The following is a 25,146-nucleotide window of genomic DNA, read 5'->3' as shown; positions in this document are numbered from 1 at the left end:
ACTTAAGCGACAGGCCTTGGCTCAGATACGTGTAGCTAGCCTGTAAGCAGGGTGGTACCGCGAGAAAATCAGTTCTCGTCCCTGAGGGGATGGGGGCTTTTTTTATTTTTAGATGAGGAGAATGTAGATGAAGAAACTGACAGGCAATCAAATCCGCCAGATGTTCCTCGACTTTTTTGTAGAAAAAGGACATCGCATTGAGCCTAGCGCTCCATTGGTTCCAATCGACGATCCTTCCCTTCTGTGGATCAACAGTGGTGTGGCGACCCTCAAGAAATATTTTGACGGCCGCATCATCCCGGACAACCCGCGCATCACGAACTCGCAAAAGTCTATTCGTACCAACGATATTGAAAATGTGGGACGTACTGCTCGCCACCATACCTTTTTTGAAATGCTGGGTAACTTCTCCATTGGTGAGTACTTCAAGGAAGAAGCGATTGAATGGGCATGGGAGTTTTTGACGAGCCCAAAATGGATCGGTTTTGATCCTGAGTTGCTTTCCGTTACCATTCACCCAGAGGACGAAGAAGCATTTGAGCTGTGGAGCAAGAAAATCGGTGTTCCAGAAGAGCGAATCATCCGACTGGAGGGCAACTTCTGGGATATCGGAGAAGGCCCGAGCGGACCGAACACGGAAATTTTCTATGACCGTGGAGAAGCATTCGGCAACGACCCGAACGACCCTGAGCTGTACCCAGGTGGGGAGAACGAGCGTTATCTGGAAGTCTGGAACTTGGTATTCTCCCAGTTCAACCACAATCCAGACGGTACCTATACGCCGCTGCCTAAGAAGAACATCGATACGGGGATGGGTCTTGAGCGCATGGCGTCTGTCATCCAGGGCGTAGACAACAACTTTGAGACAGACTTGCTGTTCCCGCTGATCGAAAAGACCACGGAAATCTCCGGTGTGAACTATAAAACAAGCCCTGAGATGGATGTAGCCCTGAAGGTTATCGCTGACCATGCACGTACGGTTGTGTTTGCGATCGGTGACGGTGCGCTTCCATCCAATGAAGGACGTGGCTATGTCATTCGCCGTCTGCTTCGCCGTGCCGTACGTATGGGGAAAAAGCTGGGCGTAGAGAAGCCATTCCTGTACAGCTTGACTGAGACAGTAGGCACGATGATGGGCGAATTCTATCCAGAGGTTGTCCAAAAGCGTGCGTTTATCGAAAAAGTCATTCGTGCCGAGGAAGAGCGTTTCCACGAGACACTGAACGACGGTCTGGCAATCCTGTCTGACATGGTGAAGGCCGCAAAAGAAAGCGGAAAAACACAACTGTCTGGTCAAGATGTGTTCAAAATGTACGATACGTATGGATTCCCTGTTGACTTGACAGAAGACTTCGCAGATGAGCAAGGGCTGACTGTCGATCGCGATGGCTTTGATCAAGCGATGGAAGAACAGCGTGAGCGTGCACGTGCAGCACGTCAAGATGTAGACAGCATGCAAATCCAAGGTGGTCCATTGTCTGATTTGACGGTTACGAGCCAATTTGTTGGTTATACTGAATTGGTAGCAACAGGTAAAGTTGAAGCGATTATTTTGGACAACCAGCTGGTAGAAGAAGCAGAAGAAGGTCAAACCGTACAACTCGTTCTGAGCCAAACTCCTTTCTATGCAGAAAGCGGCGGTCAGATCAATGACGAAGGTTTCCTGATTTCTGATGTCGTGAAAGCACGTGTGACAGATGTACAAAAAGGACCAATGGGTCAAAATGTACATTCCGTCATCGTCGAAGCAGGTACCCTGCGCAAAGGCGATGAGGTTCGCGCGGAAGTGAACCGTGATGCACGTCTGGCTATCACGCAAAACCATACAGCGACTCACTTGCTGCATCAAGCACTCAAGGATGTTCTGGGAACGCATGTCAATCAGGCAGGTTCCTTGGTAGCGCCAGAGCGTCTCCGTTTTGACTTCACTCACATTAGCTCCATTACTCCAGAAGAGCTGGAGCGTATCGAAGCGATCGTGAATGAAAAAGTATGGGCAAACCTGAGTGTCGAGATCTCCAACAAACCATTGGCTGAGGCAAAAGCGATGGGCGCAATGGCGTTGTTCGGTGAAAAATACGGCGACGTTGTACGCGTTGTAAAAGTGGGCGAATACAGCCTGGAGCTGTGCGGCGGATGCCATGTGAAAAATACCGCGGAAATCGGCTTGTTCAAGCTGGTTAGCGAGAGTGGTATCGGTGCAGGTACACGCCGAATCGAAGCAGTAACAGGACGCGGAGCTTACCAGTTCTTGAACCAGCAGTTCACTACGCTCAAAGAAGTGGCGCAAGCACTCAAAGCACCAGTACTGGCAGAAGCACCTGCACGTGTAGAAGGTCTGCAACAACAATTGAAAGACGTACAGCGCGAAAACGAGTCCCTGCGTGCAAAGCTGGGGAACATCGAGGCAGCGTCTTTGACGGATAAACTACAACAAGTAGACGGTATGAATGTACTCGCTGCACGTGTTTCCGCTGTCGATATGGACAATCTGCGCGGCATGGTGGATGAGCTGAAAAACAAACTCGGTTCTGCTGTTATTGTGTTGGGTGCGGTCGATGGCGACAAGGTGAACCTCGTTGCAGGTGTAACCAAAGATCTCATGGATCAAGGCATTCACGCTGGCAAGATCATCAAGGAAGTTGCAACTCGTTGCGGTGGCGGCGGTGGTGGACGTCCTGATATGGCACAAGCCGGCGGTAAGGACCCATCCAAGCTGCAAGAAGCACTGGATGCAGTGGTTGACTTCGTAAAGAGTCAAGCAGTAGCGAAATAGTGCGATTGCACGAGAAATTTGTATAATCGACAGGAGTATACGAAATCCGAGTCGAATACAAAAAAGAGGATGTAACCAAAAGAGTCTCAAAGGAAATCGAGGTGTTGATTGTGAGTTCGTTGGATAATACCATGAAATTCACGGTGCCCAAGGAAGCGAATGCTGCGGATGTGCAAGAAACATTGACAGAGGTGTACAAAGCCCTGCAGGAAAAAGGATACAACCCGATCACCCAGATCGTCGGTTACTTGCTTTCTGGCGACCCGGCGTTTATCCCACGCCACAACAACGCGCGGAGCCTGATCGGCAAATTGGAACGGGACAAAATCATAGAAGAGTTGGTGACCGTTTACTTGTCAGAGCGCAAGTAGACCTAAAACGATGACACGATTGATGGGGTTGGATGTAGGCGACAAGACGATTGGAGTGGCTGTCAGCGATGAGCTGGGATGGACTGCGCAAGGAGTAGAGACCATCAAGCGACAATCCAAGGAAAAGGATCTTGCGCGCCTGAGCGAATTAGTTTCGCAGTATCAAATTGGGGCTTTCGTCGTTGGTTTGCCCAAAAACATGAACGGAACCATAGGCCCGCGTGCTGAAATGTGTCAAGCATTTGGCAAGCTTTTGGAGGAACGCACGTCTCTTCCTGTCCACATGTGGGACGAACGCTTGACGACGATGGCGGCAGAGCGTATGCTGATCTCCGCTGATGTCAGCCGTCAAAAGCGAAAGACAGTGATAGATAAAATGGCGGCCACTTTAATCCTCCAAGGATATTTGGACGCGAAATCGAGGTGACCACAATGAGTGAAGAGATGATGGAAGAGTTCGAAGTGGGCGATGTGATCGCGCTGACGGAAGAAGGTACCGAGGAACCGCGAGATTTTCGTATCATGTACATTTTTGACATTGAAGACCGCAGCTATTTGGTGCTTGTACCAGTAGATCAGGAAGAGGAAGAAGAGTACGAGGTTCACTTCCTGCGTTATGACGGTACAGACATGCTCCAGCCAATCGAGGATGATGAAGAGTGGGAGCAAGTAGAAGCTACCTTCGAAACTTTGATTGCTGATTTGGAGAAAGACGGAATTTAATAGATTCGTAAGAAAAGGGTCCGCCACTGGTGGGCTCTTTTTTTATGTCTTTTTTCGCCAAAATCACCCATGAAGTGACAGCTGGATAAGCCTCTTGTATAATGGATGGGATGGAGATAAAGAGACCCTAAAGGGAGGATTTCTAGCTTGAAACCAATGTCAGCGAAGCCTGATTTTAACCCCGGCCGCCCAGTGACACATCGACGCAGACGCGGCGGACGAATTGTGATGTGGCTGGTTGCCTTATTGTTGTTGATCATTTTGGCAGCGGGGGGAGCATCGTGGTACGTGTACCAGCAATTACAGCCGGTTGCAGGTGAACAGACGGTGAAGAACGTGGCGATTCCGTCCGGTTCCTCCGTACAAAAAATCGGTCTACTACTGGAAGAACAAGGTCTGATCCGAAATGCCGATGTATTTAATTACTACGTGAAGTATAAAGGCGTGGCCCCTAAACTTAAGGCGGGAGAATACCAATTTACGACTGGCCAAGCTATCGACGAGATACTAACTGCCATGGTAGAAGGAAATACGGTGATCAATGCGAACCGATTTACGATCCCAGAAGGCTGGAATGTCGAACAGATCGCCGATCATCTCGACAAAGAAGGCATTGTAGAGAAGGCGGCATTCTTAAAAGAAGTAAATGAAGGTGCATTTCCCGAATATCCTTTTGTCGCAGCCATACCAAAGCATGCAGACCGAAAACACCGTTTGGAAGGGTATCTCTTCCCGGAAACGTATGAAGTGGACAAAGACGCTACAGCACATGATGTCGTCTCGCGTATGCTGGCTCAATTCCAAAAGGAATGGAAGCAAGAGTGGACAGAGCAGCTGAAGCAGCATGATTTAACACTGGATGAAGCCGTTAATCTCGCATCGATCGTTGAGCGTGAAGTAACAGTAGACAAGGAGCGTCCACTTGTAGCAGGCGTATACTACAATCGGATTCGCGACAAGTGGCCGTTGCAGGCTGATGCTACCGTCCAATTTGTTCTCGGCAAACAACGAGACCGTCTGACCTTCGAGGACCTAAAAGTAAAAAGCCCGTACAACACGTACACGAATCCTGGATTGCCGCCGGGGCCGATTGCTAGCCCAGGCAGAGCTTCACTTGAAGCCGTCGTCAATCCGGCTAAACACGATTACTTTTTCTACGTGACGAAAAAAGACGGAACGTCCGAGCATTACTTTTCCAAAACACTGCAAGAGCATGAAGCAAATGATAAGAAAAGCAGGGGAAACTAACCAAGTTTCCTCTTTTTTTTTTGCATGCGATCAACAGTGCTTGACGTAGCCAAGTTTTCCTAAGGTGTGCTATAATAATTCGGTTGTAACGAAAGAGGAGTGAAATCATGATTACCAATCCGGCAATTGACGACTACGTGTCAAGCCTGGTTCCCGAGCGTTCTTTGCTGCTCAAGCGACTGGAGCAGGAGGCGGCAGAGGAAAACATTCCGATTGTGCAGCTCCCGTCCGCTCAAGTCATGCGGATGTTGTTATTGCTGCATCGTCCCAAAGCGATTCTTGAAGTGGGTACGGCAATTGGCTATTCCACCATTTGGCTTGCAGAAGCTGCACCGGAAGCGCGAATTGTCACGATGGACATAGATGAAGATCGATTGGTGAGAGCACGGGCAAATATAAAAGAAGCAGGATGTGCAGACCGTGTAGAAATTCTTTCACGTGATGCCACTTTAGGGCTGCCGGAGTCGTATCAATTTGACTGCTTGTTTATCGATGCGGCCAAAGGTCAGTATCGAGTATTCCTCGATTTGTATCTACCGCTTCTTCGTGAAGGCGGTTTGGTAATCAGCGACAATGTCCTGTTCCGAGGACTGGTGGCGACCCCTGAAGAAGCGGGCAAGCGCCAGCGTCCAATGGTGGACAAGCTGCTTTCTTATAATTCACACCTGATGGAGCGACCTGATCTGGAAACGACATTTATTCCAGTTGGAGACGGGCTGGCCATCAGTATGAAAAAGAAGTAAAAACATAGGGTCGTAAACGTGTAAAGCATCATGAGGAAGGGGACATGAAGCATGGGTAACCCCGTATTGATTGGGGTAGCGGGAGGCAGTGGTTCTGGAAAAACGACTGTAGCAAAGGAGCTGTACCGCCAGTTCCAAAATGATAGTGTAACGATGATTGAGCAGGATTCCTACTACAAGGATCAAAGCCATTTGAGCCCAGAAGAGCGGGCGTTGACGAACTACGACCATCCCTTCGCTTTTGACAACGATTTGTTGCTTGGGCATTTGCAGGAGCTGCTGCAAGGAAAAGCGATTCAAAAACCGATCTACGACTTCAAGTTGCATAACCGCAAGCCGGAGCAAATCCAGGTCGACCCGAAGGATGTCATCATTCTGGAAGGAATGCTGATTCTGGAGGATGAGCGGATTCGTGATTTGATGGATATCAAAGTATTCGTCGATACAGATGCGGACGTGCGAATTGTACGCCGAATCGTACGTGACATCGAAGAGCGCGGTCGTTCCCTCGATTCTGTCGTGACACAGTACTTAAACGTCGTTCGACCGATGCATTTGCAGTTTATTGAGCCAACCAAGCGATATGCAGACGTCATCATCCCAGAGGGCGGCTACAACCGAGTAGCATTGGATCTGTTATCCACCAAGATCAGCAATATTTTATTGGAGAAGCAACAATTCGCCAATCAATCATAAACACCGCAAAGTGCACCGTGACGTACGGTGTGCTTTTTTCTTTGTTCGTTGTTTCTGTCGTGTACATTCCGGCAATACTGGTGAAAAAAGCCAGGGAGGGAATTCGATGCAGCTGGATCGACGAATCAAAAGACGCCACTTTCTTGTATTGCTGTCCATGTCGTTGTTATGGCTCGGTTTGGTCGTGCGCTTGTGGTGGATTCAACTCGGATCGCCCCATCGGTTTTCTCGGCATGGCGTTGATTTGGTAAAGGCAGCAGTAAAGCAAAGACAGCAAAGCATCGTGCTGCATAGCGGGCGTGGCGACATCGTGGATCGAAATGGGTACGCTTTTACCGGAGAAGAGCATCTCGCCTTGATTTTGTTCCCGTTGGCGAGAGGGAGCCTGCAAGGAACAGATGGCTTGCAGCGATTGGCCCAAATAACCGGAGAATCCAAGGAACGGCTGTCGGAAACCATGGAAAAGGCAAAAGTACCACTGCTCATGCGAGAGGAGTCAGGCAAGCTGGTGATGCTCACCGAGCGGCAGGCCGAGGAAATCAATGCACTTGCCATCCCAGGAGTTGTGGCCTTGGCGGTGACAGAGCGATACCGCGCTGATGAAGTAGCCAAGCATCTGATTGGTTTTATCCATAAAAATCCCGGCATGGTGCAGAAGCTGTATCCAGATGAATGGACCAGCGGCAAAATGAATGCCGAGAGCACGCTGGGGGCATCGGGTCTGGAGCGAAGCTTTGACCGTTTTTTACAGGGAGTAGAGCCGTCTATCTTGTCCTATTATGTAGATGGTCACGGACAACCGCTCCGAGGGCTGGATATTCGCTACACGAAGCAGTCGAATCAATACTATCCGTTGTCATTAACGACTACCTTGGATGCAGCGATCCAACGAAGCATGGAGGCAGCAGCCGATCAAGTAGGTCTCAAAGAGGGCAGTATCGTCGTTTTGGACGTACAAACAGCCGATGTTCTTGCAGCTGTTAGCCGCCCTACTTATGATCAAACGAATGTTACGGGAAACACAAGCGACTGGAAGAATCGCGCGTTCAAACAACTCCCGCCTGGTTCTGTCTATAAAACAGTGGTAACAGCAGCAGCCTTGGCAGAAGGAATCGTTTCACCTATTGACCGTTTCACATGTACAGGAGAGTACGGGAAGTACCAATTCTCCTGCTGGAAAAAAGAAGGTCACGGCAGTGTGACACTGGAAGAAGCGTATGCCCAATCCTGCAACATTGCGATCGCACATATCGCCAAGATGGTGGGCGGAGAAAAGTTGGAGGAATATGCAAAAAAGCTGGGCTTGACCACTCAAGTGGGGCATGTTACCCCTCATCTGTATAAACTCAAAAACTTCAAGCAGCTGGATGGCGAAGAGCCGGGTAGAGTCTTTGCAGAGGGTGTATCCCGCGACGATGAAGGCGTCCTGATTCAAAGCGCCATCGGTCAGCGGGATGTACGGATTACCCCCTTGCAAGCAGCCAACATGATGGTAACGATTTTGCGTGGCGGTCAAAGCTCTCAGGTACGGCTGGTAAAAGAGATCGCATACCGAAATGGTCAGTCATTCCATACATTCCCTGAGCAGGAGCTCTCTTTGGACGGCATTGACTACGTCACAGCCAATAAATTGCGAAAAATGATGCGCAAAGTCGTCACAGAGGGAACAGGACAGATGCTCATGAATTCCGCTTGGCAGGTGGCAGGCAAAAGTGGGACTGCGCAAATCGGGGATGCGAATGGAAACAACCATCTGTGGTTCCTCGGATACGCTCCGTTAGAAGAGCCGCGGTACGCCATTTGTGTCGTGGCAGAAAATCAGCCGAGCTGGGGAAAAAACCAGGCTATGGAGCTTTTTCACCGAGCTGTCGCTGAGCTTGCCGATCATACAGCTCAATCTTCCCAACCTCGCGAAGAGTATTTCCGAGGATGAATCCTCTTGCGTTAATTTGATCGTTTTTCCCTAGTCCGACGATCAGCATGAGGGGAGAGGAGGACATGTACATGGATTGGGACGCTTTTGCCCAAATGGTTCTCTTATCACCTTTGCTGGGAGATAGGCGCTTTACCGTATGGCTATGCCAATCACCAATGTATTTCCATTGTCGATGTCTGCTTAATTTGCGGACGAGCTTATTGAGATGCCTATCATCGAAAAATATAGAATGTGGCTGGTGAATCGCATTTGGGCCTGGTTCACTTGCATACGTAACGACCCATCTATCCTCACCAAGTGGGTATCCCATCATGACCCCTCCTGTTTCCAGCGAGGGTTTTTTTCGTACGGCCTGCTCAATCTGTTTCCACGCTTTTGGTGTGATGTACAGCGTCGTCATGAGACATTCGTCCCTCCTTGATAAAGCCACTGACATTTGCTTGATATCATATGTATGCGAAAAGTGAAATGTCCCGGTGTCCAGCAAAGTTATGAATTGTCGAAAAAAAGATTGTAACTCACCCTCTTCCTTTCTATAATTTGAGTAAAAAGACGGAGACTGGAAAGGTTGATTGTATGCCTTTGGCACCTGTTGATCTCTCACTGATTGGGCAAGTATTAGCGGCTGATTTATACACGGAACAAGGAATTCTGCTGCTGGGACAAAATACGACGATCACGCCTGCCCATGTGATCCTATTGCAAAAGCAACGAGTCCGTGAGGTTGACATCATACAGAGTCTTACGGAGGGAACCGGTGAGGATGTTACTTCTCAACTTTTCCAACTAGAGGCAGATTCTGAGATCGTTGCTGCTTATGTACAAGCTCTCGACAAAACGAGACTACTCTTTGATGAACTGACAGTTGGCGGGGCACCGAGTCTTGATCATTTTTCCAACATCTTTTTTGATGTAGCAGAAAAATCGACGAAGCATTTGGGGTTGTTCCGGAACTTGTACGTACTGGAGGGCACAGACAGCTATACATACCGGCATTCAATAAATGTAGGCATTCTCTGTTCGCTCATTGCTCGCTTGATGAAATGGGATGAAGAGCGAGTAGCATTCATGGGGACAGCTGGATTTTTGCATGACATTGGAAAAATGAGGGTACCCAAGGAAATATTGCTTAAGCCAGGCAAGCTAAGTGAAGAAGAATTTGCGATCATGAAGAAGCATACCGTCTACGGCTATGAAATGATCCGTGAGATGAAGGGTGGGTCTGAGCTGTTGGCATTGTGTGCCTTGCTGCATCACGAGCGACTCGACGGGTCTGGCTATCCGGAGCAAAGAAAAGGCGATAACATTCCGATCGAATGTCAGGTGCTCGCTGTTGCCGACATGTTTGATGCAATCTGCTCTGATCGGGTGTACAAAGGGAGGACGTCCCCATTTGAGGCGGCACAGCTCCTGTGGAAGGAAGCCTGTAACGGGGTGCTGAACGTGGAGATCGTTGCGCAGTTTGTCCGCTACATTGCCTTGCTGTATGTAGGCGCGAAGGCGAGGTTGAGTAGCGGGGAAGAAGTCGAAGTGATTCTTATTCATCAGGATGAACCGATGCGTCCGTTGGTAAGACGAATGGGCGAATTCCTCGATTTGCGGCATGATCGCAAGCTGACGATTGAAAAAATGATTGGATAAGTCGATGCGAAAAAAGTGGAAACGGCTTTTGGGAAATGAGAACGGTTTCATTGTTGCTGATCTGTGAACGATCTTCGGGAAAGCTCGATCAGCTTGGCAGATTGTGACACAATGAAAATGTGCAAGATAGACAAAGAATCTAACGAGTCGTGTCGTGCGAATGCTCGAAACGCAAGGAGGAAACACATGATACGCAAAGCGGAACCCACAGATGCAGCTTTTGCTGCTCCATTAATTTATGATGCCATTGGAGATATTGCGCATACGTTGACAGGTGCAACGGAGGCAGCGGATGCGATTCGCATGATGGAGGAGTTTTTTGCGAAGGAAAATAACCGGCTCAGCTACGAAAACGCGGTGATTGCCATGGATGGAGATGTACCGGTAGGACTGGCGCTCTTTTATCATGGGAGCCAAACAGAGGTGCTCGATCGCCCCTTCGTTGAGCATGTCCAGCGTTTGACTGGTGAGACGATTACGCTTGTAAAAGAAGCAAAAGATGACGAATTTTATTTGGATTCTGTCGCGGTTGATTCCTCATGCAGAGGGAAGGGGATCGGATCACTTCTGCTGGATGCTTTTGAAAAAGAAGCGATTCAGCGCGGGCATGACCGAATCGCTTTGCTCGTTGACGAGGAAAAACCACGTGCGCGCAAGCTGTATGAATCGCTTGGCTATCGTGAGGACGGGACAGTGCTCGTAAGCGGGCATAAATTGAGCCATATGGTGAAGGACATATCTGTTAAGGCGTAAAAAGACCTCATCGAGGCTTGATACAAAAACAAAAAACGTTTCCCTTTGGACATGGCTCTAAAAGTCCGAGGGAGACGTTTTTTCGTAAGCTTAGCTGCTAAAAGAAGGCACGATTGCTACTTGAGGTGAGGACAGGTAAGGTGTTAGATCAAACTTCCAGTCAAATTCACGGATCGGACTGTACTTACCCGTCAGGAGCTTCAAAATATGAGCTTCGGTTGCTTTACTCGTATTTTTGGACGCGCCTGCTTCGTCATAAAGATTGCCACATGCATAGGCAAATAAATACTCTTCCCAACTCGAATAAGCGAGTTGGATTCGCTTGGCTACATCCAGCATGCTTTCTACGGCATCTGCCTTGGGAAGATAGGACTGCTGGGCGCCTGCTTTGCAAATAATGAGATACCAAGCGTAATCGAAGGCGGCAATACCGGCATGTGGGAGTCTGTTCATGTACGAGTACACGATCAACTGCCGGGCTGACTCCATGTCGCCTTTTTTTAAGGTCGGGATGTAGCTGGAACGATTGGCAGCGCTGAGTGCAGATAATATGTGACGATGCTGATCAAATTCAGCTCTTCGCCCATGCTCCAGCAACCAGGTCAAGCGCTCTTTCGTTTTGGCAGCATCCCCTGTGTCCCATCTGTTATCAATTCGAAGCCGCAAAAACGTATCGCGCAGGCGGTTGTACTCGTGGATTGCCAAATAATACGCGAGCTGCTTCTGATTTAAACAAACAGAGGAGAGAGCATGCAAGTAGCGGCTTAACTTTGGGTCGATCTCTTTTTCGTTTTCTGCTTCTTTTGTCATGGAACTTCTCTCTGCCTCCTCTAGTGAAATGTCAATGCTTTGCGAGTTTTGGGAATCTCACGAATGATGCGGATGTAATACAACATGGAAATCATCGCGAGAATGCCCAGAAGCCATGATCCCGGCCATCCTTTTTCTTCTAAGTCAGGCTTGGCATTGATATACGTATCGGTCACGAGAACCGCATTGTGAGGGTGCTTGCGTTTGTCCAAAGCATTCACAATGACAGGCAACATCTCGCCATCCGGTATGGCCTTGAGTGTTCCTTGCATGGTAATGGATTTTTTGTCATGTATTTCTTTGGCATGGTCGTAGTCCGTAATGACAATAATCGCTTGTTGATCCAGGTAACCCACACTTACATAGCCGGTGTCAGAGTTTAACAGATCCCGTTCTTCGGCTTTGGCAGCAGGCATGAACTCGGCTGTTGGCTCGGGATGCTTTTCTTTGTCATAGACGCGGAGCATATGGATATAAGACGCTTTGGTCAATGTAAATTCCACCTGGTAGCCAAGCGGAGTTTGTTTTAACTCGTCCATCGTCTTAATATGGACAGGCTTGAACTTATTGACCAAGGAGTCAAACATCTGCTCCGAAGTCATCCCCAGCTTCATGGATACAACAGCAAACATAGCGTAATGGAGCAGGAGGAGAAAAATAATCGTCCAAATGTTACGTCTCGTGTAGATGGCAAAAAATTGCTTGAACCTTGCTAGCTTGCCAGGAAGCCCGAGTGCTTGCAAGTTTTTTCTCCTAGTAGCTTTGGCTTGCTTGTTCGCAGCTGGCTCGGTCATCCTGTCAAACGGTGATTGTATTTGCGTCAGGCATATCTTCGCGTCGATATCGGAGGGATTATGTGAAAGCATCTCCTGAAAAACCTCTTGAGCCTTCTCCCATTCGCCTAGCTGAAGATAGCCTTTCCCCAGCAAGCTGCGAGCGTCCCACAGTTCTGGCATGCGAGTGAGGATTTCCTCGCAATCTTTGATCGCATCCACGGCATCCCCTCTTTCAAGGAAAAGCCGGGCACGATACAAATACGCATCGATGTTATCTGGATCAAGACGTATCAATTGATCAAAGGTATGAAAGGCACGATTCTTATTTCCGGTTCTCAAAAAATATTCGCCCTGTAAACGGATCAAATCGGGGTCAAGAGCGTACAGGGCATGGGCTTTTGCCAAATAGCTCTGAGCTGTTTCCCAATCATTTTCCATGAGGGCAAATAACGCATCGCTGCGCCATTCTAGGAATGCTTCAATATCCAAGTCATCGCGATTCTCAAAAGAGTGGTAACGCAGCGTGAAGGTCTGATTGAGCTGGCCGTTCAGGTAAGCGACAAAACGTCCTGAAAGCTGGCTTACGAGCTTTTCTGATTTCTCCCGCCATTGAAAATGGGAATCGAGCAGTTTCCACACCTCATGGGGCAAGTGATAGTGTTCTTCTAAAAAGTGGAGAAATCGCGTATCGATGAGTTGATGGCAGCCGACATTCCACATGGCCTCGTCATTCAGCAGCTCACGCCAGTTTTCAAGCTGGATACGTTCGTGATAGTGATCGTACAGCTCTTGCGTACGGCGGAAAAAACGCTCCACCATATCATCGGGGTTCATGGAGCGTTCGGAATGATCGTAGCTCTCCGTGAAATCGTACCGATGGGGAATGGGGATCTCTTCTTGAGAGGCTACTTCTTGCGTTGTTTCCTCTAAAAACCTGTCAAACAATGTGAGTCGCTGCGGTGGATCGTAGTTAGGCTGCTCTTCTATGGAATCGGTATTCGCCAGCTCATAGCGTTGGCTGGGAGGCTGAAGGGGAACCGATTCTTCTTCCGATTCATGATCCGACGTTTCTTCGATCATACGATTCCGCTTGGTATTGCGTGTGTACTTCAGGGCGAGGTCATACGCCTCTCGCAATCGCTGAAAGCCTTCAGGATCAACTTCCGGATTGTGCACCTTCAACTTTTTGGCATAGGCCTTTTTTATCTGGGCAGGATTGTCTGTCGGTTCAATCCCGAGAATCTCCCAAATCCCCATTAATACTCATTCCACCCTTCAAACATGTCCAGCTGCTGCTTCAATTCTTCTGCTGCTTTGGCGATGTCTCTTTCATTTTGGGTGGAGAGGACACTTTCGAAGCGGCGTAAGTAATTTGCAATGATCATACGGTCTTCGCCCAACGCTTCCTCATACATACGCTCACCTTTTGCCAGAAGCAATCGATTTTCGGTTCGTTCTCTGGGGTGGATCTTAATGTTTTGAAGAGCTTGAAAACGCTCCTCAATTTCTTTTTTTGATAGACTACCCGGATTTTTTTCGATGACGGCCTTGGTTTTGACTCCTGTAGAGACGACAGTCACTTCGACTTCGAGAATCCCGTTGATGTCATATGTATAACGAACATCGATAGACTCCTCGCCCTTTTTGGCAGGGGGAACTTTTACATTCAATTCGCCGAGCTTGAGGTTATGTTCGACACGGCGGCTTTCGCCTTGATACACGTCAACGAGAATAGCGCTTTGATAATCGAGAACGGTGTATAGCCGTTCTACCCTGCTGACCGGGATTGGCGTATTGCGCTCGATGATCGGAAAGAAGTAGCCATCCTCGTGTTTGCCGTTTGCCATGGTTTGTACAATACCCGTACCGAGCGTGTATGGGCAAACATCTGTCAAAACAAGCTCGTTTAACGCCTCGTTGCGTTCCTTGAGTGCTGCTTGAATCGCTGTTCCCAATGCGACAGCCTCATCAGGATTAATATGGGAATAGGGTAGTCGCCCAAAGATTTTGCTTACGATGGATTTGATAAGCGGCATCCGCGTTGCTCCGCCAATCAGCACGATCGCGTCCAGTTCCCGAGGTGAGATGGATGCGTCTCGCAAAGCACGCTCGATCGGCTGACGCAGTCGTTGAAGCAGAGGAAATGCGAGATCTTCCAGCTGATTCCGGCTGAGAGTTGTTTCAACCAGCTCTCCCTGGATATTGACGCTCATTTTCCCTTCTTGGTCGGAAAACAAGGCGCGCTTGCACAACTCAGCTTGTTTGTGGATGGACGAACGCGTCTTGCTGTCTAGCGTGCTGATATCGAGTCGATGAGCTTCTATAAAATAAGAGGCAATCAGATCGGTAAAGTCTTCGCCGCCCAAAAAGTTGTCACCAGCGATTGATTTTACTTCCATCACACCTTCGAACATTTCTAAAATAGAAACGTCAAACGTACCGCCACCTAAGTCGAATACGAGGAATTGTGTCTCGGATTCCTCCTGATGGAGTCCATATGAGATCGCGGCGGCAGTCGGTTCGCTGATCAAACGCTCTACTTTGAGGCCAGCAAGCTCTGCTGCTCGTTTGGTCGCTTTGCGTTGTGTGTCGTTGAAATAGGCAGGCACACTGATAACCGCTTCGTGAACGGGGTGCCCTAAATGAGCCTCTGCATCCGCCTTCAAAGATTTAATCACAAAGGAGGAAAGGTCTTCCGCAGAAAGAGAATATCTTCCCAGTTGGTATCTTTTTTCTGTCCCCATAAATCGTTTGAAGGTAGAGGCAGTCCGATCAGGGTGAGTTAAGAGGCGCTCTCTGGCGATTTTTCCAATCAAGATCTCGCCGTTCTCATCGACGCTGACCACAGAAGGAGTCAGTGTTTCTCCGAGCGCGTTTGGAATGAGCACGGGTCCATTCTCAGTCCAGTAGGCCACCAGACTGTTCGTCGTGCCCAAATCAATTCCAATGGTGGTCATCAGCTAGGTCCTCATTTCGTGTTTTTTCTACTAATATCGGTAAAAGTAGAGACTTTGTAGATAATTTTACCATGAAAAAAATGGATATAATTGGTGCTTTAGTAGGATATGAAATCGAATTTTAGATAAAGAAAATAGAAATAGAATTCGTAAGATAGAAAACGACAGACGAGAGAGGTCGTTATGCCAATGCAGCAGCGAATGGAAAAGTGGTTTGAAGCGTGGAAGTTACTTATGCATGATATGGAGCGACAAGGTGCCCAGGTTTGGCCGCTCACGATAGAACCACCAGCAGGGCTGGAAGAAATCGAAAGAAGAGAGGAAAGTCTCGGGATCAGCTTTCCCGGGACAATCCGCACTATTTTGCTTGCGGGAAGCAGTCAGGTTCAAATAAATTGGTCGTTGCCATCTCGAGCGTTAGACCCTTTTTCGCTCAGTGGGGATTTGGGATGGTCATTGGATGCGTTTGAATGGCCGTGCTTTGGCGGGGACGAAGAGAGTGAGAACGAGAAAAGGTACCTCTGTTTTCACGTCGGCGGGAATGGCGACATGCTGCTAATCGATTTGTCGACAGGCGCGGATGACCCGCCCGTCTATTCTTGGGGGCATGAGACAGACGAGTTCCTATTACTCGGCAAAAGCTTCACAGAGTTCGTAGAGCGAGTCACGGAGCTGGGCTGTATTGGGGCAGAGTGCTGGAATTATGAAGCGCTTGCCGGTGTAGATGGGCTCGATCTCGAAGGGCAAGTCGCACAAGAGTGGAAGGAATGGCTGCAAACCTATCGGACACTAACCTTTGAAGAGGCGGCGCAAGATTTCGAGAAGCTGGTCTTGTTTGCAAAAATGCATGGTGCAGGAGATTCACGTATCCAAGAGGCATTTGCTCAGTACGATTGGGAGCCGGTTTTGCATAAATGGATAACGCAAATTGAAGAGGAAACTTCATCAAGCAATCTGCTACTCTGGTGCCAGCTCATTGTCGAGACAGTAGGCAAGAAGGCAGAGAGCTGGGTACGCTCGCTATGGGAGTCCGGGCGACATTATGAACGGATAGGCTCAAGCCTACGTGCCTATGTAACGGCTGCTTGTTTGCCGGAAGAAGAGGGCTTGCAGCGAATTTTGGCTGAAATGGACGAAGTCGTTGCCAGAAAAGAATGTCTAGTAGGGTATGCTGCCAACAGTCATTTGCATCACTTTCGCTCCCGAGAAGTCATTTTGTGGATGGAACCGCATGTGGCGTACCCGATTGAAGGCTGGGATGAGCTATTCGCGGTATCGCGTCCACAATGGGATGATCTGATTCGCTGGCTGGACGGAAATGAAGCACAGCGGCAGATTGCGTTAAGTGCTTGGGGGAAAATGCTGACAAGTGGTGAGTCGCCTTCTGGTGAAGCGAATTGGCAAGAAATCAATCGGTTGTTGGACGTAGCGTACGAGAAAGCCATTCTGCGAAAGGAAAAGGAGCGTGTAGATCGCATTCGCTCTTCCTTGGAAACAGTAAAGCATTAGACGAATGTTCGCGGAGTCATCCAGACCTCATAAAAGTTTGGGAGCGAGGGGGAAAGACAATGAGAAATGTGGTAACGGTATGGGGAACAACCTTGCAGTCTTCTGATGATCTAGCGGATTTTCTGACTCCGGTTTACGATGAGGACGGGGATGTGATACCATCTGGCTTTTTAACAGCGTCGGGCCTTGAATGGGTGGACGAGGACTTTTTTGAAGTGCATGAGGTACAGGATGCAGAGGCCAGAGCGGACTTTTTGACGTATTTGGAAAATGAATATGCGATGAATGCAACACTCGATAGAAAAGAATGGCCCAAACAGCTAACCGAGGAGATTGGCAAGTACCCACATGTGATTTTGCTGTACGGCAATGAATCACGCTACGGTCCGATTAACGAAAAATTGTTCGATCTCACTGAGGGCTGGCAAGTAAAAGATTCACCGCTGGTCCTGCTTGCCAAGCTTGTATTTGAGACAGAGGAGCGGTAAGGAGCAGGGAGGAATACATAAGATAGGAGAGACCTATATGGCTTACCATTTCGCAGATTTATATGATGCAGCTGAAATAGGAGACATTGAGCTCGTAAAAAAGATCGTCACGAAACAGCCGGAATTGCTGCATGAAAAGGATGAGTATGAGTTTTCTGTCCTGCATGGAGCGGTAATGACGGACGATGTTGACCTCATTACGTATTTGGTCGCACAGGGAGCAGATGTCCATGCGAAAAACGATGAGGGGATTACCCCGTTGCATATCGCGCTCTATCCAGAGGTTGCAGAGGCGCTCATCGCGCACGGTGCAGACATACATGCCAGCGCTCATGATGGAAGTACCCCGTTGCACACACAAGTGTCGGATGGCGAGGAGCGTTTGGATGTGGTAGAGCTGCTGCTGGAGAAAGGTGCGAATCCTAACAAAAAGGACATGGAGGGGCAAACACCATACGATATAGCACGCGAGAGAGAAGACGAAGAGATGATGGCTTTATTTGAATAGGGGAAAAGGTAAGCAAGCGTCCGTTACGATTTCGGACGCTTTATTTGTTGTTCGAGTGCTGCGACGCGTTTTTCCAGCTCGTCGATGGCTTTTTGCTTGGTTGCCGTGCGTTTTAGGATGAACAAGCAGCAAGCAATGACAAGTGCTAAAGGCATGAAGAAGATAAAGAACGGAATGAGTACAGTACCCCATTCGATCGACACAGCGCCAAATTCTACCATGGGTGATCGCTCCAATCATTCGTTTTGTCCATTTTACCAAAATATCCCATTTTTTCTAAATTTCCATCCATATGTACAAATGTGAATCCTTTACCATACAAGCAACCTTGAATTAATCGACAACAACTCCCTGCGTACAGGCACGCATAGGCGACCGCCTACATAAGGATAGAAGTAAGCTATTCCAGACGTGGAGGTGGCAGCCATGTCCAGCATTATCGCGGCGCTTTCCCTTGTTTTTAAAGAACTTCTTGTTTTTGTGGCTTATGTCAAGAACAATGCCTTCCCGCAACCGCTTCAGGACACCGAAGAAGAAAAGTACCTCCGACTCATGGCCAAAGGCGACCCTTACGCCCGCAACAAGCTGATTGAGCACAATTTGCGTTTGGTGGCACATATTGTGAAGAAATTCGAGAACACGGGTGAGGACAGTGAAGATCTGATTTCCATCGGTACCATCGGCTTGATCAAAGCAATCGAGAGTTATCAGGTGGATAAGGGCACCAAGCTGGCTACGTATGCTGCACGTTGTATTGAGAATGAGATGTTAAAGTCAAAAGGGTGATTTAGAAGATACAGCAAAATGTTCTACGTGCTAGTGAACAATCGGCTGAACGGAGGGTCATTGGAACCTCATTTTGATAAATAAAGGCCTCTGCCGCTTCGGCAAGGGAAGAAGTTACATTACGGGGGGATCTGGACACCACCAACCACAACCATAGCGCGTGCAAATATACCTACAACCTCCTCCAAATTGAGATGGATAGTGAGAGGAATGTTGAACCAATTGCCCTTTTACTTTCTTGAATTTCTTAGAATTAGATTTCTTCTTTTTCAAGGGATATTTCCTCCTTTATGATGGATCTAAAATATGGTATTAACAAAATTTGCCTTTTGACTGGACGAGTGTTCTCTAGTGACAAAAATGGACGTAAAAAACTAGCTAAAATAAGTAATGATCTGTTCAATTACCCAAGCAAAAAAATCTCACCAAGTGTTGGGGTGTTGGACAAGTTTATCAGAGTGGTATGCCAGTGTTCTTTAACGGGGGAGGTCGGAAAACGAAACGGAGTAATAAAGCTTCATGATTTAGGATAAGGACCTGAAGAAGATGCGGATTTGCGGAATCAACCACCACGACAGCATCAAAGCAAAAAATGTACAGAGCTGCTTGTACCACGTTTTTAAGCAGCTCTCTAAATCTTATACCAAATTTAGTTCCACCAAGGACGCTCACTCAAGGAAATGATATATTTCACATTGGGGTCAACTCTTATTGCATCTTGAGCCCCCACTTTTATTCGTATATCACCGTTAGCAGGCAAATATACAAACCAGGTTTCGCGTCCCGTATCTTTAAATACTTGATAGGCTTGACCGTTATGGTCTATTTCAAAAATCTGATAGTCTAGGCTACGATTTTGATAGGTGTCGAAATTAATGTAAAATGTTTTTCCTTGACCAGTGTTGTTCGTCCATCTGAAGAAGTCTTGATCCATTCCATATTCTTGTTTTGCAATGGTCCCCTCAAAACTATCGATGATCCCTTGAAAATAATTCGGTGAGTCCCGACTATCAGGCTCTCTGGCATCGCCCATAGCGAATGCTGAAGATGACATGGAAAGTAGGCAGGTCGTAAGTCCAATGGTTGAAATCAATTTCTTTAATTTCATAAACGCAGCCTCCTAAAATTTGGTAGATAACACATGTATAATTTACGTTTATTTCTAAAAAATGTAAATATCTTTTCTTGTACAAACTGGATGGGAGCATGAGAGAAAGCGATGGCTTGGGCTTCCACGAAAATAGAGATGGCAAACCTCATTAAACGCCAGGATGTGGATGAAGATGATTTCGGGGAGATGTACGTGAAATCGAATCGGCAAGGAAAGCTGGTGAGCGACTGGGCAGTAGATTGGATCAAAGTAGAGGACCTCGTAAGCGGTACAAAGTAATTGGAAGTATCTGATTGTTGAGTATATCGGTTCGTATATACTACAATATATACAACGACCAATAACCTTACATTTTCTCCTCGACATATTCGTCGGGGATTTTTTAGTATGAGGCCGCTTACCAGTATTTGTAGATTTCATTTTGTCTGCAAAGTGTTTCTTTGGATAGAATTATCGTTATGAGAGCAAAGTAACGTTATACCAATGGTCCCACTTCACGCCCCCCTCTTTTACAGAGGGGGGTTATTATTTGTATAACAAATAAGGGTGCAAACCTTTTCTGATTAATAAGTGCGGTGGTCTGAATAATTTTTCTCAGATTGATAATATTACATGGAGGAAAAGAATACAGGTAGGGGGTCTTCAAGTTGAAAAAGTTGAACGCAATTATGTTGGCTTTCATGCTAACTGTAACAATGAGCGTAACTGCATCCGCTGAGGCTGGTGGTACCATAGGTGCGGGGAACACAGGAGGAATAAACACCCCAAATAATATGACGGGCAATACGGGTGTAGGCGTAACAGGAAATGGGGCGCCAGCTAACACAGGTATCAATAACAATGCGTACAGAACCACAGCAGCAGATACTGATTCAGACTGGGAATGGATAGGTTTGCTTGGATTAGTTGGTCTTGCTGGTTTGAGGGGGAGAAATAGGGAACGAAATCCCCAGAAGTAACCACAATTAAGAACCCGTCTCAATTTTAAGGAGACGGGTTTTTCATGTTTCCTCACTACTTTTGACAAGCCGTTCGCGCATATCTTCTCGACAGGAGGGGATGAACGGTGCATGTAAAGATTATACCGGGCAGTTCTACTGACAGTATTCGTTCCGCCTGTTATCAGTATTTATTAGGAAAATACAGGAGGGAGAAGCCGTATGATCGGAATATATGCCAGGGTGAGTACAGAGGAACAAGCCAAGAGCGGATTCAGCCTCGACGATCAGTTAAGGGAATGCAGGAAGAAAGCAGCGACGAGTGAAGCCGCCGAGTACATAGATGATGTATCCGGCGAGTTCTTAGATCGGCCGGCTCTCTCAAGACTAAGACAAGATGTGAAGGATGGAGTCATTACAAAAATTGTTTGTCTGGACCCTGACCGTTTATCACGAAAGCTAATGAACCAGTTGCTTATAACAGATGAATTTGATAAACGCGGGATAGAGCTTGTGTTCGTAAACGGCGAATATGCCAAGACTCCAGAAGGACAGCTCTTTTACAGCATGCGTGGAGCAATTGCAGAATTCGAAAAAGCTAAAATTAATGAACGAATGAGTCGTGGAAGAAGAGAAAAGGCAAGACAAGGCCGCGTTCTCCGTGACTTTCAAATATATGGGTACGGTTATGATTCTGAGAAGGAGCAGATCGTAATAAATGAAGCTGAGGCAGCAGTAGTGCGACTTGTATTTGATCTGTTTACTCAGCCCAACGAGCTCGTTCAAGGGATCAATGGGATAGCTGTTTATTTAACCAATAAAGGGGTCCCTACAAAGCGTGGTGCTAGTGTATGGCATCGTCAGGTGGTACGACAGATGCTGATGAATGAGGCATATGTTGGGAAATTTTATCAAAATAAATGGAATACGGAAGGGATGCTGGGTAACCAGTTTCGCCAGCCAGATGAGAAAGTCCGCATGAAAATTCGCCCAAAAGAAGAGTGGATATCCTTGCCCTGCCCATCTATCATTGACGAAGTGAAATTTGAACATGCCCAGCGACTTCTAAAGGAATCCAGAAGAAGATGGGCGGGCCGGAGTTTCAACGAGTACCTCTTAAGCGGACTAGTTCGTTGCGGGTCCTGTGGAAATACGATGGCAGGCAGAAAAGCGAAAAACTGGAGCCAGCATGTATTTGAGTATACCGATGTTAAGAATACAGCAGGTGCAAAAAATAAGGGATGCGGTCGTCGTGTAAGATGTGAGCAATTGGACAATCAGGTTTGGGAAACGGTTGCATCCTGGTTGAATAATCCTGACGAGATTGCGGTGGCAGTGGAAGAAAAAGAGGGAACTCCATTTGAGCAAGTGGAGTTGGAGCGACTGCAAAAGGAGCTCGAAAAAACCAAAACAGGACGCAAGAGATTGCTTAAATTGTTTGCTTCTGGAGAAGAAGATATTGGTGAAGAAGATGTTCGTCAAGAGCTGAAAGAACTGAAAGAGAAGGAAGATAAACTGAATCAGCGTCTAAACGAGTTGCTGGATCAAACAAAACAGCAGGTCGATTATGAGTACAGCCGCAACTTGATTCAAGAAGCTGCTGAATATTATTTATCAAAAGCTCAGGATCAGCTAACCTTTGAGGATAAAAAAGAGCTGATCCGACATGTGGTAAGGGAAGTAAGAGTTTTCGAAGAGAGTATGGAGATATACACGTTCTAATGTCCTGAGTAAATAAATTTGTGGACTGAAAAATTAAGTGTTTGACCGGAAATTAAAGTGTTAGACTGGCGACGGTGTTAAGCTAACGGGCAGTTTAGCACAACATTAATGTATAATGATTTTTATATATTGATGTATTGTCATTGGGAAACAGGTGGTGTGAACGAAGGTGGCAGACAACAAAAGAACGATAGTAATTTGCAATGATGTGGGGCTTTATTTTGCAGCTCTGACACGTGGTAAGCATTACGAAGTTTTAGCTGAGGACGAAGCAAAAGAACAGATAAGGGTTGTTGGTGACAATAACCGAGCAAGATGGTTTAGAAAGTATTATTTCGTACCTGACGGGAGTAGTGTACCAGTATTGGTTAACTGGACATTTGACGATCCGATTCAAGATTCAAGTGAAGAATCTTTAGAACATATTGAGGTGACAGTCACCTTTAGTGAAGGTGACAAGAGATGGTGTTCCCTTTGCACTAAGGCTGGATTGTTGGATTACATTGAGCGGAACATGGACGATAATGTTTTCTTAATAGAGAATCAGGTAATTGTAAAAAACTTTTCAATAGAAGTAGTCAATGACGCATTAAAGCGATTAGACCAACAAAATCAACTACTAAGTTCAACCAAACCGTTCAACTAACGGGTTCACTAGTTCAACAAATTGGTTCGAAATATGGATTAATCCCTCCCAAACATAGTGAAGCTAATAGTAATTAGCCTTGGGAGGGGTTTATTTTTATGAAAATGACTGATCTCTGGTCGTTGAGGCCGATAAACGCATTCTGGGTTTTAGTCCACACACTTCAAAAGCGTATTCCCTTCAGCTTAAGGTGCTGACTCGCGAGATTGGCAACCTAAACATCGGAGAAGTGACATTGGTCTTACTGAAAGAATATTTAGCAAAGCAGTCCGGACGGTTAAAGCCAAGCAGTTTGGGACATCGTATACGGTTTATACGGTCCCTGTCTCGGTTTGCATTTGAAGAAGGACATATTGTAAAAAATCCTACGGCTAAGCTAAGAGAAGCAAAACTGGACAGATCTACGCTCAGTTACAGATTAGTTCAATAATAACCGAATCGAAGAGGATGACTAATTTGTCCTACAGAAAAATTCCGTTACGAACTCCAAGAATTTTCTTGCTGCTACAGATAAATATCGTGATTCAAGCCAAATGAACTTATAATGACGTTTCATACTGTGGTCATGAATCTTTAATAAAGTGAGTGGAGAGTCAGCGCTTCGTCCGCACTCACCTACAAGAGCGACACCAACGCCGGCCCGGACAAGACTCGCAATAGCAGAAGGCTCATTAACCCTGCATATATATTTAGGATGAATTCCAGCCTCTCCAAAAAAGATATCGTTCAGTGGTTGATAAAATTGCCCCTCATTGTAACCAATGAAAGCTTCAGTAACAGCTTCTGCCAAAGAAATGCTCTGTCGGTCTGAGAATCGATGGTTAGGAGAAACAGCAAGGTATACTTCTTCCTCCAAGACATGGGAGGAGCAGACTCCAGCATTTTGCGTAGGTAACGCTGTGAGACAAATGTCCACTTCTCCATTCAGAAGAAGAGACTCCAGTTCCATCATAGAAACTTGGGTTATTCGGAAATCGGTTTTCGGGTATTGGGATAGAAAGTCAGCAAGTGGCCTAGACAGGAGCTCGACGCTCGTAACCGCTAAGTGAACACTGCCCGAATACAACCCAGAAAGTTCTTCAATTTCTTTCCTTCCATCTTCCAATGCGTTTAAAGCAATTTCTACCTTTCGAAGGAACGTTTTACCAAACGTGTTTAATCTAATATTTCTCCCCTGTCGGTCAAAGAGGGGGATACCAAGATCTTCCTCAAGTCGAACGATTATTTTGCTTAATGCGGGTTGAGCAATTTGCAGTTCTTCGGCTGCTTTGGTCATATGTTGAATTCTAGCGATAGTACGAAAGTAATGTAAATGTGAAGTATCCATGATGACCTCCATTTATATACGATTTAGCATGATACTCATGAAAATCATGTATTAGATATTATTGATAATATGTTATAGTATCAGATTTAACAATGAAGTAAGCAATAAAGGGAGGCATTTCTATGGTATACAAAGAAGAGGAACCATTGGAGCATGATCGCGAGCTTATCAAACATGTAGTTAATGAAATGGAGGCAGCGTTTAATCGGCACGATGCAGATGCGTTAGACAGCCATTTCACACAAAACGCCACTTGGGTGAATGTAATGGGTGAAAAGTTGTCGGGGTGGGATGAAATAAATAAAGTGCACAAAATCGTCTTGACAGGTCCTTTACGTCATTCTTATAGCAAATATACTGTTGACAGCATCTCGTTCATTAATTCCAATGTAGCTGTAGTTCATGTCCGTCAATATTCAACAACTTCCGATGGTAAACGAATTGACGGAGGGCAAGAAAGCATTGCTATCTACGTAATGGTCAAGGAAACGAAAGTTTGGAGGCTAGCAGCAGGACAAAACACACTTCTAAAATCCGTCTAACTAGATATTGTGAGTTGAGCTAACGGGCTTAACGTTTAGAAGCTGTCGCATCTGCTCAGCAGTGATTGTGCAATTATCTAGAGAATCTTACATGCTAAATCATACTGGGAGGTTATAAAAATGACGGAGCAATATGTAT

The 25,146-nt window shown here is 46.8% G+C and carries 26 protein-coding genes; 19 read left to right on the top strand and 7 right to left on the bottom strand.

The window, feature by feature from the left end; all coding sequences use genetic code 11:
- The first annotated feature begins 127 nt into the window (after window positions 1-127).
- The 8 genes from alaS to FB479_RS05575 all read left to right on the top strand — a co-directional run bounded on the left by alaS (window position 128) and on the right by FB479_RS05575 (window position 8,490).
- The gene (gene alaS, locus FB479_RS05610; protein ID WP_106656724.1) at window positions 128-2,776 is read left to right on the top strand and encodes an alanine--tRNA ligase; all 2,649 of its coding nucleotides are present in this window, start codon (window positions 128-130) and stop codon (window positions 2,774-2,776) included.
- 110 nt (window positions 2,777-2,886) lie between these two features.
- Window positions 2,887-3,147, top strand: coding sequence for an IreB family regulatory phosphoprotein (locus tag FB479_RS05605; RefSeq protein ID WP_007727936.1), 261 nt, complete (start codon window positions 2,887-2,889; stop codon window positions 3,145-3,147).
- Between the two features lie 10 nt (window positions 3,148-3,157).
- Entirely contained in the window at window positions 3,158-3,574 is a 417-nt protein-coding gene (ruvX, locus tag FB479_RS05600) for a Holliday junction resolvase RuvX (protein WP_142063197.1), read from the top strand.
- Between the two features lie 5 nt (window positions 3,575-3,579).
- On the top strand, window positions 3,580-3,870 hold the full coding sequence (locus FB479_RS05595; RefSeq protein ID WP_005832492.1) for a DUF1292 domain-containing protein: 291 nt from the start codon (window positions 3,580-3,582) through the stop codon (window positions 3,868-3,870).
- 147 nt (window positions 3,871-4,017) lie between these two features.
- Window positions 4,018-5,118, top strand: a complete 1,101-nt coding sequence (gene mltG / locus FB479_RS05590) for an endolytic transglycosylase MltG (protein ID WP_142063195.1) — start codon at window positions 4,018-4,020, stop codon at window positions 5,116-5,118.
- A 107-nt stretch (window positions 5,119-5,225) separates the two neighbouring features.
- Window positions 5,226-5,861, top strand: a complete 636-nt coding sequence (locus tag FB479_RS05585; protein WP_106656721.1) for an O-methyltransferase — start codon at window positions 5,226-5,228, stop codon at window positions 5,859-5,861.
- Window positions 5,862-5,912: 51 nt separating this feature from the next.
- On the top strand, window positions 5,913-6,557 hold the full coding sequence (gene udk / locus FB479_RS05580) for a uridine kinase (RefSeq protein WP_142063192.1): 645 nt from the start codon (window positions 5,913-5,915) through the stop codon (window positions 6,555-6,557).
- A 106-nt stretch (window positions 6,558-6,663) separates the two neighbouring features.
- The gene (locus tag FB479_RS05575; protein ID WP_142063189.1) at window positions 6,664-8,490 is read left to right on the top strand and encodes a peptidoglycan D,D-transpeptidase FtsI family protein; all 1,827 of its coding nucleotides are present in this window, start codon (window positions 6,664-6,666) and stop codon (window positions 8,488-8,490) included.
- Here FB479_RS05575 and FB479_RS05570 read toward each other — a convergent pair.
- Window positions 8,402-8,893: a Mov34/MPN/PAD-1 family protein gene (locus tag FB479_RS05570; RefSeq protein WP_106656718.1), complete on the bottom strand. Its 492-nt coding sequence runs from the start codon at window positions 8,891-8,893 to the stop codon at window positions 8,402-8,404. The two genes, FB479_RS05575 and FB479_RS05570, sit on opposite strands and share 89 nt — an antisense overlap.
- 176 nt (window positions 8,894-9,069) lie before the next feature.
- On the opposite strand from FB479_RS05570, the gene FB479_RS05565 reads away from it, so the two are divergent.
- On the top strand, window positions 9,070-10,134 hold the full coding sequence (locus tag FB479_RS05565; RefSeq protein WP_142063186.1) for an HD-GYP domain-containing protein: 1,065 nt from the start codon (window positions 9,070-9,072) through the stop codon (window positions 10,132-10,134).
- 186 nt (window positions 10,135-10,320) lie between these two features.
- A complete protein-coding gene (locus FB479_RS05560) occupies window positions 10,321-10,887 on the top strand; it encodes a GNAT family N-acetyltransferase (protein WP_106656716.1) in 567 nt (188 codons plus the stop codon).
- Window positions 10,888-10,977: 90 nt separating this feature from the next.
- Here the strand turns inward: FB479_RS05560 and FB479_RS05555 are convergent, their stop codons facing one another.
- Genes FB479_RS05555 through FB479_RS05545 form a run of 3 tightly spaced genes read right to left on the bottom strand, consistent with a single transcriptional unit; the run spans window position 10,978 to window position 15,430 of the window.
- Window positions 10,978-11,697 (bottom strand): DUF1266 domain-containing protein, encoded by a 720-nt coding sequence (locus FB479_RS05555; protein ID WP_106656715.1) that lies wholly within the window; start codon window positions 11,695-11,697, stop codon window positions 10,978-10,980.
- A 20-nt stretch (window positions 11,698-11,717) separates the two neighbouring features.
- On the bottom strand, window positions 11,718-13,730 hold the full coding sequence (locus tag FB479_RS05550; RefSeq protein ID WP_142063183.1) for a J domain-containing protein: 2,013 nt from the start codon (window positions 13,728-13,730) through the stop codon (window positions 11,718-11,720).
- Complete coding sequence (locus FB479_RS05545; RefSeq protein WP_142063181.1) at window positions 13,730-15,430, bottom strand: molecular chaperone HscC; 1,701 nt, start codon at window positions 15,428-15,430, stop codon at window positions 13,730-13,732. Before FB479_RS05545 ends, FB479_RS05550 begins: the two co-directional genes overlap by 1 nt.
- 183 nt (window positions 15,431-15,613) lie before the next feature.
- Here FB479_RS05545 and FB479_RS05540 point away from each other — a divergent pair, with 183 nt between their 5' ends.
- Genes FB479_RS05540 through FB479_RS05530 form a run of 3 tightly spaced genes read left to right on the top strand, consistent with a single transcriptional unit; the run spans window position 15,614 to window position 17,935 of the window.
- Window positions 15,614-16,939, top strand: a complete 1,326-nt coding sequence (locus FB479_RS05540) for an SMI1/KNR4 family protein (RefSeq protein ID WP_142063178.1) — start codon at window positions 15,614-15,616, stop codon at window positions 16,937-16,939.
- Between the two features lie 59 nt (window positions 16,940-16,998).
- Window positions 16,999-17,427, top strand: a complete 429-nt coding sequence (locus FB479_RS05535; RefSeq protein ID WP_142063175.1) for an immunity 22 family protein — start codon at window positions 16,999-17,001, stop codon at window positions 17,425-17,427.
- A gap of 37 nt (window positions 17,428-17,464) precedes the next feature.
- Window positions 17,465-17,935: an ankyrin repeat domain-containing protein gene (locus tag FB479_RS05530; RefSeq protein ID WP_142063172.1), complete on the top strand. Its 471-nt coding sequence runs from the start codon at window positions 17,465-17,467 to the stop codon at window positions 17,933-17,935.
- Window positions 17,936-17,958: 23 nt separating this feature from the next.
- Here FB479_RS05530 and FB479_RS05525 read toward each other — a convergent pair whose 3' ends face one another.
- Window positions 17,959-18,156, bottom strand: a complete 198-nt coding sequence (locus FB479_RS05525) for a hypothetical protein (protein WP_142063169.1) — start codon at window positions 18,154-18,156, stop codon at window positions 17,959-17,961.
- Between the two features lie 205 nt (window positions 18,157-18,361).
- Between FB479_RS05525 and FB479_RS05520 the strand changes: the two genes are divergently transcribed.
- Window positions 18,362-18,721 carry a sigma-70 family RNA polymerase sigma factor gene (locus FB479_RS05520; RefSeq protein WP_106656708.1) on the top strand — a complete coding sequence of 120 codons (360 nt, stop codon included), beginning with the start codon at window positions 18,362-18,364 and terminating at the stop codon, window positions 18,719-18,721.
- Window positions 18,722-19,370: 649 nt separating this feature from the next.
- On the opposite strand, the gene FB479_RS05515 is transcribed toward FB479_RS05520, so the two are convergent.
- A complete protein-coding gene (locus FB479_RS05515; RefSeq protein ID WP_142063166.1) occupies window positions 19,371-19,829 on the bottom strand; it encodes a hypothetical protein in 459 nt (152 codons plus the stop codon).
- A 111-nt stretch (window positions 19,830-19,940) separates the two neighbouring features.
- Between FB479_RS05515 and FB479_RS30395 the strand changes: the two genes are divergently transcribed.
- From FB479_RS30395 to FB479_RS05500, 4 genes are all read left to right on the top strand, one after another.
- A complete protein-coding gene (locus FB479_RS30395) occupies window positions 19,941-20,111 on the top strand; it encodes a hypothetical protein (protein ID WP_185746336.1) in 171 nt (56 codons plus the stop codon).
- Between the two features lie 368 nt (window positions 20,112-20,479).
- The gene (locus FB479_RS05510) at window positions 20,480-20,791 is read left to right on the top strand and encodes a WGxxGxxG family protein (RefSeq protein WP_106656706.1); all 312 of its coding nucleotides are present in this window, start codon (window positions 20,480-20,482) and stop codon (window positions 20,789-20,791) included.
- Window positions 20,792-20,992: 201 nt separating this feature from the next.
- Complete coding sequence (locus FB479_RS05505) at window positions 20,993-22,492, top strand: recombinase family protein (protein ID WP_142063163.1); 1,500 nt, start codon at window positions 20,993-20,995, stop codon at window positions 22,490-22,492.
- 169 nt (window positions 22,493-22,661) lie between these two features.
- Window positions 22,662-23,138, top strand: coding sequence for a hypothetical protein (locus FB479_RS05500; RefSeq protein ID WP_142063160.1), 477 nt, complete (start codon window positions 22,662-22,664; stop codon window positions 23,136-23,138).
- A gap of 451 nt (window positions 23,139-23,589) precedes the next feature.
- On the opposite strand, the gene FB479_RS05490 is transcribed toward FB479_RS05500, so the two are convergent.
- Entirely contained in the window at window positions 23,590-24,465 is an 876-nt protein-coding gene (locus FB479_RS05490; protein ID WP_142063157.1) for a LysR family transcriptional regulator, read from the bottom strand.
- Window positions 24,466-24,587: 122 nt separating this feature from the next.
- Here FB479_RS05490 and FB479_RS05485 point away from each other — a divergent pair, with 122 nt between their 5' ends.
- On the top strand, window positions 24,588-25,007 hold the full coding sequence (locus tag FB479_RS05485) for an SgcJ/EcaC family oxidoreductase (protein ID WP_106656702.1): 420 nt from the start codon (window positions 24,588-24,590) through the stop codon (window positions 25,005-25,007).
- The last annotated feature ends 139 nt before the right edge of the window (window positions 25,008-25,146 follow it).

The organism is Brevibacillus sp. AG162 (genome assembly GCF_006715575.1).
Classification (GTDB): Bacteria; Bacillota; Bacilli; order Brevibacillales; family Brevibacillaceae; genus Brevibacillus; species Brevibacillus brevis.
The sequence above is the reverse complement of the archived record's forward strand: the minus strand, read 5'-3'. Positions and strand labels throughout refer to the sequence as shown.